Source organism: Flavobacterium panacis (genome assembly GCF_024649945.1).
GTDB lineage: Bacteria > Bacteroidota > Bacteroidia > Flavobacteriales > Flavobacteriaceae > Flavobacterium > Flavobacterium panacis.
This window is the reverse complement of sequence record NZ_JANKMS010000008.1, coordinates 129,516-142,911: the sequence shown is the minus strand read 5'-3', so window position 1 is coordinate 142,911 and position 13,396 is coordinate 129,516. Positions and strand designations below refer to the sequence as shown.

The following is a 13,396-nucleotide window of genomic DNA, read 5'->3' as shown; positions in this document are numbered from 1 at the left end:
TGTTCTTTTTTAATTGGAGTTTCTAATGGGTTAATGTTAACCTTAGCCGTCTATGCGATTGCTGTTAAAAATCTGAGTAGTAAAAAATAGATGAAATAATTTTCCTTTATTTAAATCAAGAGAATAAGCAGCTTTTAATTTAAATGTTTGTTAATTAATAAACATTTCGATTTCTCTATTTACCAAGATGCCGTAACTTTACTTTTCTAAAAAATATTGTCATTTTAAGACAGTACAAAACACTAAAAGTTACAACATATGGCAACGAAATTATTTTCTCCTCTCACCATAAAAAAAATCACATTAAAAAATAGAATTGCTATCTCGCCCATGTGCCAGTATTCTGCAATTGACGGATTTGCAAACGATTGGCATCTCGTTCATTTAGGAAGTCGCGCTACTGGTGGTGCAGGATTGATTATTCAGGAAGCCACTGCGGTTTCTCCAGAAGCCAGAATTTCTCCTTCAGATCTTGGAATCTGGAAAGATGAGCATATCGAAAAATTAAAACAAATCAACGCCTTTATTGTTTCTCAAAATTCGATTCCAGGAATTCAATTGGCTCATGCCGGAAGAAAAGCCAGTGTTTCTTCTCCTTGGTTGGGAAATAAAAAATTAGATTTCGCTCAAGGCGGATGGCAGACCGTTGCACCAAGTGCGATTCCGTATCATGAAGGCGAACCATTTCTGCCAGAAGCTTTAGACAAAAACGGAATTCAAAAAGTGATTTCCGATTTTAAATCGGCTACCAAAAGAGTAGTTGAAGCAGGATATCAGGTTTTAGAAATTCATGCCGCTCATGGTTATTTATTACATCAATTTTTGTCGCCTTTAACGAATGTTAGAACCGATGAATATGGAGGAAGTTTCGAAAATAGAATTCGTTTTACCTTAGAAATTGTAGAAGCCGTTCAAACAGAATGGCCTTCGGATCTTCCTTTAATCGTTAGAATCTCAGCAACAGATTGGGCAGAAAACGGATGGAATCCAGAAGAATCTGTTCAGCTTTCTAAAATATTAAAAGAAAAAGGAGTAGATTTAATCGATGTTTCGTCAGGCGGATTGGTTTCACATCAAAAAATCACATTAGGTCCAGGTTATCAGGTTCCTTTTGCAGAAAAAGTAAAACAAGAAGCGAACATCGCAACAGGCGCAGTCGGATTAATTACAGAAGCCCAACAAGCAGAAGAAATTCTAAATAATAACCAAGCCGATTTAATTTTATTCGCCAGAGAATCATTGAGAAATCCGAACTTGCCTTTAGATTTCGCCAAAGAACTAAACGACGATATTCAATGGCCAAAACAATACGAAAGAGCTAAACTTTAAAATGTTTTTGCCACGAATTGCACGAATTAACACAAATCAATACATATAAAAATTTTAATTCGTGGAAATTTGTGCAATTCGTGGCAAACAAAAAAACTATACCAATGCAAAAGATAAAAACAGCATTATTATCATACGGAATGTCGGGGAAAGTTTTTCACGCTCCGTTTTTAGACATTCATGAAGGATTTGAATTATTAGGTTCTTGGGAAAGAAGCAAAAAATTAATTCAGGAAGATTATCCATACGTAAAGAGTTACGCTTCGCTAGACGAATTATTAAACGATGATGTCGATTTAGTGATTGTAAACACTCCAGTTGGAACGCATTACGAATATGCTAAAAAAGTACTTTTGGCAGGAAAACATGCAGTTGTAGAAAAGGCTTTTACCACAACAGTTGCCGAAGCAAAAGAGTTGGCAAAGATCGCAAAAGACAAAGGAGTGAAACTAGCCGTTTTTCAAAACAGAAGATGGGATAGTGATTTTAAAACCGTTAAGAAGGTTATAGACGAAGGCGTTTTGGGTGATTTAGTCGAAGCTGAATTTCATTTTGACAGATACAATCCATTATTGAGTCCAAAGGTGCATAAAGAAACGGCAAACGATGGAGCAGGAGTTTTAAAAGATTTAGGTCCGCATATTATCGATCAGGCAGTAAGCTTATTCGGGTGTCCAAAATCAGTTTTTGGAGACATTCGTGTAACCAGAGAAAATTCTGTTGTAGACGATTGGATCGATTTAACTTTGTTTTATTCGAATTTCAGAGTCCGTTTAAAAGCAGGATTTTTTGTGAGAGAAGCCAATCCAGCGTATGTGGTTCATGGCAAAAAAGGTTCTTTCCTAAAACCTCGTGGTGATGTTCAGGAAGATGATTTGAAAGTAGGTAAGAAACCAAATCTAGATTCTTGGGGAACAGAAGATGAAGCGTTACAAGGACTTCTACATACCGAAATTGATGGTAAAATTGTTAGAGAAAAAATCCCAACGCTTCAGGGAAATTATTTCAGTTTCTTCGACGGCGTTTACGATTCGATTGCAAACCATACCAAAGAACCTGTTACAGCAGATGAAGGGGTAAAAGTCATGCAGATTATAGAAGCGGCAATTGCAAGTAACGCACAGCAAAAAGTGATCATCATATCATAAGAAGTATCATTCCGTAGGAATGTCTGATTTAAGCAATCTGAGATATCAACATTCCTACGGAACAAAGAAATCCATAAAAAAAGGGACGCTCTTGACTTTGAGATAGTCCCTTTTTTGTTTCAATAAAAAAATGAAGCAGGTGATTCTACGAAAGCCTAAAAATTGTAATTTTAATAAGAAGATTTGAAATAATAACCTTTCAATTTATAAACAATAACGTTGTATGTTGTGTATAACTTTAAGCTTTATGTACTTTACCACGCGTTTTTAGTATTTTTGATCAACATTCTATAAAAATTCAATATGCTGATAAATTTTAACCCGTTAGCGCTTTTTCAAACCAAAGGAAAAATCAAAAAAGTATTTAGAGAGGCAAAAGCTTCTTATTTAAACCGAATTCGATTAGCCGTTGGAATGTTTTATTTCGGAATGGGATTAAGTTTTGCCACATGGGCCAGCAGAATTCCAGATATAAAAACTGCATTGCATTTAACCGAAGGAGACTTGGGTTCAATACTTTTTGCACTTCCGGTTGGGCAGCTTATTGTTATGCCGTTTTCAGGAAAAATGGTCACCAAATTTGGAAGCCATCGTATTTTGATTTTCTCTTTAATAATGTACGTTTTCTGCTTAATTAATTTAGGTCTCGCAACAACATCATTGCAATTATCTCTCGGATTATTTTTGTTTGGTGTTTTCGGAAATCTTGCCAATATCGCTGTAAATACACAAGGCGTTTATACCGAAGTTTTATTCAAAAAAACAATCATGTCGTCTTTTCACGGAATGTGGAGTTTTGCAGGATTCACAGGAGCATTGGTAGGTTTAGGAATGCTGGCTTTAAAATTAAGTCCGTTGCATCATTTTATGATTGTGGCAGGAATCGTTTTGATTATGGTGGCGCTTAATTTCAAATTTTTGGTGAGAGCTAAAGAAAAAGCAAAAGCAAAACCAGAAGGAAAAAAACTATTTGTAAAACCAGATTCGGCTTTGCTTTGGTTGGGAGTTATCGGATTTTGCAGTATGGCAAGTGAAGGAGTAATGTTTGATTGGAGCGGAGTTTTCTTTAAAGATATCGTGAAAGCGCCAGGACCTTTAGTAGTTTTAGGTTATACTTCTTTTATGATTATGATGGCCAGCGGAAGATTTTTAGGAGACGGATTAATCAATAAATTTGGACGTGAACGCGTCATGCAAATCAGTGGTGTGATGATTTCAGCAGGACTTTTTACCGCTGTTTTTCTTCCTTATATTATTCCATGTACGATTGCTTTTATGTTTGTTGGTTTAGGAGTTGCAACTATTGTTCCTACTGTTTATAGCATTGCAGGAAAAAATCCAACAGTGCCACCAGGAGAAGCCTTAACGATCGTTTCAAGTGTTAGTTTCTTAGGTTTTTTGATGGGACCTCCAGTAATTGGACATATTGCACAAAGTTTCGGATTGCAATTTTCTTTTGCTTTTATCGGAATTTTTGGAGTTCTGATTGCTTTTATGGTTTCTAAAATTAGAACTTCTGCTTAAATCTATTTTGTATTAACACTTTTCATAACTTCACATTAGATTAAAATAAATTTGAAAGAATTTACCTATAATTAAATATTTTGTTTATTTTTGAATATAGAGTTGAGCTGCTTAAAGTAAAACTCTCTTTCCAAAAACCAATTTTATCTTTTGAATTAAGGATTAGAATCCAAAACTAATTTTCAAAGTAAATTGGCTTTTTGATGGTAAAAAAATACACAGTCTTCTTTATTGTATGGTTTTTTAATTTTGGTTTTTCACAAAAAGAAATTACGGTTTCAGGAATTGTTATTGATGCCCGAACGCAAAATCCGCTGGAAAATGTAGTGGTAACCATACAGAATACCGCTGTGATGCAACTCACATCAAAAACAGGGAAATTTGAACTTCATATATTTCCCCAAAAAGAAGATTTACTTTTGCTGAGAAGTCAAGGGTATAAAGATTTTCTTTTGAAAGTAAAATCCAATTCAGGACAAAATATAGATCTTGGAATTTTACAATTAGAAGACACTTATTCAGATGAAGTTCCCGCTGCATTAATCACTCTATCAGACAATGATTTTTCTGACGATAACAGTTCTTCAGAAATGACATCAGGTATGTTGCAATCTTCAAGAGATGCGTTTATGAAAACTGCAGCATTCAATTGGGGGCAAGCCCGTTTCAGAGTTCGAGGTTTAGACAGTGAAAACGGAACCATGATGCTCAATGGAATGACCATGAATAAAATCTACGATGGCAGACCACAATGGAACAACTGGGGAGGTTTGAATAATGTGCTTCGAAATCAGGAATTTTCAATTGGTACAGCTGTTTCCAATTATACTTTTGGCGGAATTTTAGGAACACAGCAAATTTCTACAAGAGCTTCATTATATAGAAAAGGAATGTCACTTACATTTTCTGGCAGTAATGCATCTTATAGTTGGCGCGCAGTGGCTACTGAAGCTTCGGGAATGAATTCTTCTGGTTGGGCTTATGTGATTTCTGCAGGAAAAAGATGGGCCAATGAAGGTTATTTTGAAGGAACCAATTTTGACGCAGATTCTTTTTTTATTAGTGTTGAAAAGAAATTAAACAATAAAAACTCATTGAATTTCACAGGATTTTATACTCCAAATTCACGTGGAAAAAATTCGGCAAATACAAGCGAAGTTACCAATCTGATGGGCGAAAAGTACAATTCGTATTGGGGATTTCAGAATGGAAAAAAACGGAATGCAAGAACTAAAAATGTTCAAGAACCTTTATTGATGCTCAATCATTATTTAAAAATTAATGACAAAGCAAATCTGAATTCGAGTGTTTCGTATCAATTTGGAAAAGTAGGAAACAGCAACATTGATTATCAAAATGCAGATAGTCCTGATCCGGTTTATTATAGAAAAATGCCGAGTTATTTTAGTTCGCTTTATGCGAAAGATCAGGGAGAATTTTCAGGTGATTTTACACCAGATTATGAAAATGCTGAGAAAAATAAAACGGCTTTTTTGACCCATTCTCAAATAGATTGGAATTCCATGTATTTTGCCAATCAAAAACCAACTGAAAATGGTTACGAAGCCTCAAAAAGCCATTATGTTTTGTATGAAGATAGAACAGATGACAAGACTTTTGTGGTAAACTCAACTTTGAACATACAGATTACGCCTACTATTTCTTTTGATGGAGGTTTTACTCTTAAGAAATTAAAATCCCATAATTTTCAATATTTATTGGATCTTTTAGGCGGAGAATATTTCGAAGATATTGATCCATTTTACAAAGGAAACTTATCGCAATCCGATTTGTTGCATCCAGATAGAAAAGTGCAAAAAGGAGATACTTATGGATACAATTATAATTTTCTGGCCAATACTTTAGATGCTTTTACACAATTCAAATTTAGCTATAACAAGACAGAATTTTATTTGGCACAATCGTATTCTATGTCGGATTATCAGAGAGAAGGATTGTATCAAAACGGACTTTATCCTACTACTTCTTTAGGAAAGAGCCAAAAAGTAAATTTTGAAAATTTTGGTTTTAAGGGCGGGTTCACTTATAAAATTTCAGGAAAACAATTGTTGTTTTTTAATGCGGCGCATTTGACAAGAGCGCCGTCACTTCGGAATACATTCTCAAATTCAAGATTAAATAATTCGATAGTAGACGGGATTGAAAGCGAAAATATTTCCAGTGCCGATGCTAATTATGTTTACCGTTCGTCTAAGCTAAAATTGCGACTAACGGCTTATTATGCATTGATTAAAAATACGTCTAAAATTTCCTTTTTCTATGCCGAAGGAATTTTTGATAATGGAGCTGGTTATGATGCGACAGATGCTTTCGTGAGTCAGACCCTTACACATTTAGACAAGAAAAATACTGGCGCAGAACTAAGTTGTGACTATCAAATTACATCAACGTTAAAAACGACTTTAGCTGTCGCGTGGGGAAATTATGTATACAACAGTAATCCGAATGTGATGATTACAAATGATGCAAATCTATCAAAAGATAACAAAGCTACTACTTTTGATTTTGGACAAGCCTATCTTAAAAATTACAAACAGCCCGGAACTCCTCAAAAGGCTTATTCTTTTGGCTTGGAATATCGTGATTCTAAATTTTGGTGGATTGGTGCTAATATCAATTATTTGGCGGAAAACTATATTGATGTTTCACCTATTTCCAGAACCTCTCAATTCTATATCAATCCTGCAAATTCTTTTCCGTTTCCAGAAGCCACTTCTGAGAGAGGAAATGAACTTTTAAAACAAGAACAGTTTGCTCCTGTAACATTGCTGAATATTAATGGAGGAAAATCTTGGCGAATCCATAAAAGATACATCGGACTTTTTGCAAGCATAAATAATGTTATGAATACAATCTATAAAACTGGCGGATTTGAACAAGCAAGGAATGCCAATTTTAGAGTCTTAAATCAGGATGTTTCAAGCGGAACTCCATCATTTGGTTCAAAATATTATTACGGATACGGTAGAACTTATTTTTTAAATCTCACAATTGGTTTATAAATCAAAATTGAATTGTCATGAAAAACACATTTTTAAATTCATTTCTTGTAGTTGTACTAATAGGAATTAGCAGTTGTAATAATGAAACTGAAACACCAAAATTAATCTGTACTCAACCTGATTTAGTAGTAAACAAAACCGTTGAAAAAGTGCAGGAGCTTTCAGGTAATGTCGCTAAACAATATTTGTACGATGATATAATTGAAGCTTATGTGGTTTCAAGCGATGAAGAAGGAAATTTTTTCAAAACAATTTCCTTTCAAACAGAAGCAAAACCTAATATACCTGCAATTGGTTTTAGTGTTCCGATTGATGCTTCAAATACTTATATTGATTATCGACCAGGAAATAAAGTTTATGTCAAACTTAAAAATCAGTTTACAGATTTGTATTATGGAGGTTTAAGAATTGGGAGTTTGTATGTAAGTAATTCTGGAGATCCAACTATTGGAAGAATTTCTCAAAATGAATATAAAAATGTCCTCAATGCTTCGTGTACCATAATTGACGAAAATTTGTTAGTACAGTCACTTTCCATAGAAGAAGCACTCAATGACAGTAAATTGAACACTTTAATAGAATTAAATGATGTAGAATTTACTGAAGCTGCTTTAGGGCGTCACTATTTTGAAGAATCTAATAATGTTGGCGGTTCTACAAATTGGTATCTGAGAGATAAAACAGGAAATCAGGTTATTTTTAGATCGAGCAGTTATGCAAAATTCGCAGATCATTTTGTTCCTGAGGGAAGCGGAAAAGTTCGCGGAGTTTTAACCAAATTCGGATCCGATTATCAATTAATGATTCGATCTGAAAGTGATGTTGTCATGAATGGGAAAAGAAACACTCCGTTCTTTTCAGAAGATTTTCAGTCAGTTACAAACAATGTCAATTTTGCACTTCCTGGTTGGAGTAATATTGTAGAAAAGGCTGCAAAACTATGGAAAAGCATGGTGTATTCTGGCAATGGTTATGCGGAGTTTAATACCACAAGCACAACAGCTGCCGAAAATATTGCTTGGCTTGTTACTCCAAAAATAAACTTAAGTGGGTACAAAAACGTGGTGCTTTCTTTTAGAAGTGCACAACATGATTTAAAATTGGACTCGCCATTAAATACGCTGGAAGTTTACGTCTCAACCAATTTTGACGGTTCAAGCGTAACCAAAGCAAAATGGACAAAACTCGAAGCAAAAGTTCCATCGCTTTCTACTCCTTCCCGTCAATTTATAAGTTCGGGCGGAATTGATCTTTCGGCATATTCAGGAAATATATCCATAGGATTTAAATACATCGGTTCTGGAAAAGACAAAACATTAAACGGCGCTTTTATGGTTGATGATATTAAGATATTTGGAGAAAAGTGAAATTGAATCTTTAAAACGTAAATTAATCTGTTGGTTTTTATCATTTTATTGAAAAGTTTGTAGTTTTTGTACTTCTAATCCTTAAAATTTAATTGAATTTTGTATTTTGGTCATCCCAAATCAATACAAATATCACATGAAAACCTACTTTATTGCCATCATACTGATGGTGTTTCCATTCTTGATGCATAGTCAAGATAATGTTAGACTAAAGCAGATCAACATTGTAAAAACAAATTATCAAAACTCTAAAGACGGTGAAATTGTAAATAAAACAATGGTCTTTAAAGAGGGTAAACTTCAAACAATTACAACTTCAGACGTAGTGCAGCACTTTTATTACAACAAAAATGGTTTGTTGGATATGACCGTAAAAGATAAAATTGGAAGTGACTGGAAAGAAGTTATAAATTATACCTACAACGCTGATAACAACATTACCAAATTTGTAAAGAAATATCAGGAAGGACCAAATTACATTACAAAAACAGTTTCGTTTATGTATGAAGGTGCTCGAGTAAAAGTAACAACAAAAAAGAGCACTAATCACCAGAATTTAGTAGATGATATTGAATATCTTGTGGAAAATGGAATCATTGTAAGACGTACTTCGCGCGATAGAAACAAAGCGATTATTGGAAAATTAGAATACGTTTATGTAAACGATAATGTGTCCAAACACAAAGGATTAGTTGGAGATAAAATTTCAAAAACCTTTACTTACGATGATAAAAAATCGGCAGATCAATTGATTGTTCAAAGTCTGTTTGGTGATAATTACAAAGTAATTGTACCAATGATTTCATATCACGAAGAAGAATTTGCTTTTGAAGCAATCTCTTATAATAATGAAATGAATTTCAGTCCATCTTCAACAGCTTTAGTTGCAGTAAGCAGAAAATACAAATACAACAAATTAAACTTTCCAATTTCATGCTCTCAAATTGAAGAAAATGGAATTGTAAAAACAGAAAAAACGTTTATTTACGAATAAGCGTTTTTAAATAAGACCCATTCAGAGGTGGAATTTTGTTGAGGTAAACTTGGCAGAATTCCATTTTTTTTATGATTTTTTGAAGAACATTCAGATATAAATTTAAAAACCAAATTGTATAATTGATTGTAGCTTACAAATCATTAAATTTGCAGCTTATTCAAGACTATGTTAGAAAAAGAAGTTATAAATTTTGAGAGAACAGTAATTGTTGGTATTGTTACTCAAAATCAAAGTGAAGAGAAACTAAATGAATATTTAGACGAATTAGAGTTTTTAACTTTTACCGCTGGTGGTGAGGTTATTAAACGCTTTTCGCAAAAGATGGAACGCCCAAATCCGAAAACTTTTGTGGGTACAGGAAAAATAGATGACATTAATCTTTTTGTAAAAGAAAATAAAATATCAACCGTAATCTTTGACGATGAGTTAACACCTTCTCAGCAAAAAAATATTTCAAGAATTATTGATTGTAAAATCTTAGATAGAACCAACTTAATTCTGGATATTTTTGCTCAGAGAGCCGAAACTTCATACGCAAGAACTCAGGTAGAGTTGGCGCAGTGTCAATATTTATTACCAAGACTTTCTGGTTTATGGACGCACCTTGAGCGTCAAAAAGGAGGTATTGGTATGCGTGGTCCTGGAGAAACAGAGATTGAAACAGATAGACGTATTGTACGTGATCGAATTTCGTTGCTTAAAGATAAAATCAAAACGATTGACAAGCAAATGAGCATTCAGCGTAGTAATCGCGGTGCAATGGTTCGTGTGGCTTTGGTTGGTTACACAAACGTTGGAAAATCAACTTTGATGAATGCAATCGGGAAAAGTGATGTTTTTGTTGAGAACAAATTGTTTGCAACTCTGGATACAACAGTTCGAAAAGTGGTAATCAAAAACCTGCCTTTTTTACTTTCTGATACGGTTGGTTTTATTAGAAAATTACCAACGCAATTGGTAGATTCTTTCAAAAGTACATTAGATGAGGTTCGCGAGGCAGATTTACTTTTACACGTTGTAGATATTTCGCACCCAGATTTTGAAGATCATATTGAATCTGTAAACAAGACTTTGCAGGAAATAAAAAGCAACGACAAACCAACTATTATGGTTTTTAATAAAATCGATGCTTACCGTCATCTTATTATTGACGAAGATGATTTGATTACCGAAAGAACTCGTAAACATTACACACTTGACGAATGGAAACAAACCTGGATGAGTAATGTTGGAGAAAACAATGCCTTGTTTATTTCGGCAAGAAATAAAGAGAATTTTGAAGAGTTTAGAGAAACAGTATATGAAGCGGTTCGACAGATTCATATTACACGTTTTCCTTACAACAATTTCTTGTATCCAGATTATAAGGATGCGGTAGAAAAAGACGAAGAATAAACGACTATTTTATAAAGCGAAAAAATCCCAAAAATTAAATTTTGGGATTTTTTTTATTTGTATTTGAATGGAAAATTATGCTTTTTTCAATTCTAATTTTTCACCGTCTGGAGAAGTGTAGACATCATCAGATTCGCTTTCGTAAGGTTTGAAAGTTCCATCTGCAATTTTTTCTACCATGATAAGTTCTCCTCTGTATTTCTTAAAAGAGATTTCTTTTCCATCAGTAGTTTTCACGCTAAACTGATTACCGTTTGGCCAAACATAACCCGCTTTGTCAGTACCTTCATAAATTGCGATAGCTGGAGAGTAAGAATCCAGACTAACAATGCTGCCACCGCCACTTGAAGCTGGTTTGAATCTTGTGAATTCAAAAGTTCCTGTAAAAACTTTCTTTTTGTAGTATGCAGTTCCTGATAATATAACAGCGTACGCAGTTCTAGAAGTTATAGTTTCTATTTTGTGCTTGAATTCATTTTGATTAATAAATCCTAAAATTTGAAGATTCTTTTTAGCATTATCTGGCCACATACTCAAAAGTCCAGCTCCTTCTTTAGCTACAGCTAAATATTCTTCTGCTTTTGGTAAATTAACTTTAAAGATTTCGATTAAACTTAAATTCAAATAGATAATTTTATTAAGGTCTTTGTCTTTAATTTTTCCAAATGTTTTTCCCGTAAAACCTTTGTAGTAAGTTTCCATATCATCTAAGTACTTGTCTTCAAATGATAATGCCTGAAGCTTAGTCAGTAATTCTTGAGTTTTAGTATTAAATTCTACTAATTCAGGAAAAGCTTCACATTTTTCGAAAACTCCATAATTGAATGTTAATTCAACTTCGTTTTTTGTGATCAAATATCCGTCTAATAAATCGTAAGCTTGTTGGCATAAAGCATTTGCCATTTCAGTTTCCTGTGTACGTCCTTTAACTCTGTCTAATGGAATTGTTCGATTAACATTAGCCATTGTGATAATTTCATTGTTTTTACCTAAAATTAAAAAATGAAGATCTCCACTCACACTTGGGCGTCCTGTTGCATCAGCTAGATATTTTGAAGGATTGTAACCCACCAAAATCTTTAAATCAGGATTGATAGAATCAATTTGCTTGTCATTTTTGTATTTGTCAAGAGTGATGTCCTTTTGAAAGGTTTCATTTGGAAGAAAATCTCTTGATCTGTTCCATTTATCAATACCCTGAATAACGATATTGTATTTTTTGATAGCATTAAAATACTCCGATTTTGGAACAGGAATAGTGAATTTTTTAGTTTCAGTATCTGTTTTTTGAGCAATTATTGCTACAGAAAACAACAGACACAGCAATGTAGATTTGATTTGAGTCATGTAAATAAAATGTTTATTGTTGAGGCGCTAAAAATAATATTTTTGAATTAAAATAATTATATTTTTGTAAACAAAATTCTAATAAAAAAAAATCAATGTTTTCTTAAAATAAACCCAATTATAAACTCAAATTAACTATGAAGAAAATTACCCTACTAGGTCTTTTATTTTGTTCTTATGTATCTTTTGCCCAAAAGGTAGATTTAGATCGCTATTATTTTAATGTCAGTTATCAGGAGCTTCCAAAGACGATTGTTCCGTTAGAGCAGAGAACTTATGCGACAAATATTATTACAGATGGACCAATTTCGAACTTGTTTCCAAGCGCAAGAGTTTTAAACAATCAACTTAACATTTATGGATGGAAAAAAGTTGAAGGGAATGCTGATCTTACTGTAGATCTTAATTTAGCAGATTTCTACGAAGAAGGTACAACGGTAGAAACCAGAAAAGTAGAAGAGAAAGATAAAGATGGAAAAGTAATTAAATCGTACAATATGTATACTCTTGTTACCACTTATAGAGGTAAAGGATATGCAATTGTTAATGCACCAGCGGTAGCAAAAGCAGTGGCAGCAGCACCAGTTGAAGCGCCAGCAAAACCAGCTAATAGATTTTTGAAAAGCACCAACCAGGAAGCTCCGGCAAATGACGCACCAACTGGAAATACTTTGAAATTCAATTTTTCTGATGCTTATGTATACAAGTCTCCTGAAAATTCCAGTCAAGGATTTCTTGAAAAAGAAAATGCAAAAAACAGAGGAGTAAATTTTGATAAGAGATTAAGAGAATATGTTGATAAGGCAATTAGTTCGGCTAATACTCAGTTGAATTATAACTATGGATTCAGACCAATTAGTTTTCAAGAACAATTATGGATCATGGATTCTAAAGAAGAAGAAGGAGCGATACAAAAAGAAGCAATTGAAGCTGTTAAAACACAGTTTGCTACTATGAAAGCAGATCAACCAATTGATAAGTTAGCAGCCGATCTAGAACCTTTGATTGAGTATTTTGAGTCTTTAAAAACAAAATACAAAGAAGATAATAAAGGAAGTAGAAAAATTAGATATTCAGCTTATTACAATTTAGGTAAAATCTACTTGTACTTAGATCAGCCTGAAAAAACAATAAAAGAAGGTGAAGGTTTAATTGCAAATGATTATGACAAAGGAGATGGAAAAGATTTGATTTCAAGTGCAAAAAAATTAATTGAAAAATTTGATGCTGCACAAATAAGAACAAGACACAATCCGTCATTGTAAT

Annotated in this window: 9 protein-coding genes; 8 read left to right on the top strand and 1 reads right to left on the bottom strand. The window is 33.5% G+C overall.

The features are described 5' to 3' along the window. The first annotated feature begins 258 nt into the window (after positions 1-258). The 7 genes from NQQ59_RS17265 (at position 259) to hflX (ending at position 10,783) form a co-directional block, all read left to right on the top strand. Entirely contained in the window at positions 259-1,329 is a 1,071-nt protein-coding gene (locus NQQ59_RS17265; RefSeq protein WP_144216129.1) for an NADH:flavin oxidoreductase/NADH oxidase, read from the top strand. A 104-nt stretch (positions 1,330-1,433) separates the two neighbouring features. After that, entirely contained in the window at positions 1,434-2,477 is a 1,044-nt protein-coding gene (locus NQQ59_RS17260) for a Gfo/Idh/MocA family oxidoreductase (protein ID WP_144216127.1), read from the top strand. A 303-nt stretch (positions 2,478-2,780) separates the two neighbouring features. Beyond that, positions 2,781-4,001, top strand: coding sequence for an MFS transporter (locus tag NQQ59_RS17255; RefSeq protein ID WP_144216125.1), 1,221 nt, complete (start codon positions 2,781-2,783; stop codon positions 3,999-4,001). Between the two features lie 203 nt (positions 4,002-4,204). Then, the gene (locus NQQ59_RS17250; RefSeq protein WP_144216123.1) at positions 4,205-7,024 is read left to right on the top strand and encodes a carboxypeptidase-like regulatory domain-containing protein; all 2,820 of its coding nucleotides are present in this window, start codon (positions 4,205-4,207) and stop codon (positions 7,022-7,024) included. Positions 7,025-7,041: 17 nt separating this feature from the next. After that, a complete protein-coding gene (locus NQQ59_RS17245; RefSeq protein WP_144216121.1) occupies positions 7,042-8,391 on the top strand; it encodes a DUF5689 domain-containing protein in 1,350 nt (449 codons plus the stop codon). A gap of 136 nt (positions 8,392-8,527) precedes the next feature. Further along, complete coding sequence (locus NQQ59_RS17240) at positions 8,528-9,385, top strand: hypothetical protein (RefSeq protein ID WP_144216119.1); 858 nt, start codon at positions 8,528-8,530, stop codon at positions 9,383-9,385. Positions 9,386-9,553: 168 nt separating this feature from the next. After that, positions 9,554-10,783, top strand: a complete 1,230-nt coding sequence (hflX, locus tag NQQ59_RS17235; RefSeq protein WP_144216117.1) for a GTPase HflX — start codon at positions 9,554-9,556, stop codon at positions 10,781-10,783. Positions 10,784-10,858: 75 nt separating this feature from the next. Here the strand turns inward: hflX and NQQ59_RS17230 are convergent, their stop codons facing one another. Then, the gene (locus tag NQQ59_RS17230; RefSeq protein ID WP_144216115.1) at positions 10,859-12,130 is read right to left on the bottom strand and encodes a hypothetical protein; all 1,272 of its coding nucleotides are present in this window, start codon (positions 12,128-12,130) and stop codon (positions 10,859-10,861) included. A 137-nt stretch (positions 12,131-12,267) separates the two neighbouring features. Here NQQ59_RS17230 and NQQ59_RS17225 point away from each other — a divergent pair, with 137 nt between their 5' ends. After that, a complete protein-coding gene (locus NQQ59_RS17225) occupies positions 12,268-13,395 on the top strand; it encodes a hypothetical protein (protein ID WP_144216113.1) in 1,128 nt (375 codons plus the stop codon). Position 13,396 lies beyond the last annotated feature (1 nt).

Excerpts from the sequence above, each read along its gene's own strand:
- NQQ59_RS17265 (WP_144216129.1), top strand. The coding sequence starts at position 259 with ATGGCAACGAAATTATTTTCTCCTCTCACCATAAAAAAAATCACATTA.
- NQQ59_RS17260 (WP_144216127.1), top strand. The coding sequence starts at position 1,434 with ATGCAAAAGATAAAAACAGCATTATTATCATACGGAATGTCGGGGAAA.
- NQQ59_RS17255 (WP_144216125.1), top strand. The coding sequence starts at position 2,781 with ATGCTGATAAATTTTAACCCGTTAGCGCTTTTTCAAACCAAAGGAAAA.
- NQQ59_RS17250 (WP_144216123.1), top strand. The coding sequence starts at position 4,205 with ATGGTAAAAAAATACACAGTCTTCTTTATTGTATGGTTTTTTAATTTT.
- NQQ59_RS17245 (WP_144216121.1), top strand. The coding sequence starts at position 7,042 with ATGAAAAACACATTTTTAAATTCATTTCTTGTAGTTGTACTAATAGGA.
- NQQ59_RS17240 (WP_144216119.1), top strand. The coding sequence starts at position 8,528 with ATGAAAACCTACTTTATTGCCATCATACTGATGGTGTTTCCATTCTTG.
- hflX (WP_144216117.1), top strand. The coding sequence starts at position 9,554 with ATGTTAGAAAAAGAAGTTATAAATTTTGAGAGAACAGTAATTGTTGGT.
- NQQ59_RS17230 (WP_144216115.1), bottom strand. The coding sequence starts at position 12,130 with ATGACTCAAATCAAATCTACATTGCTGTGTCTGTTGTTTTCTGTAGCA.
- NQQ59_RS17225 (WP_144216113.1), top strand. The coding sequence starts at position 12,268 with ATGAAGAAAATTACCCTACTAGGTCTTTTATTTTGTTCTTATGTATCT.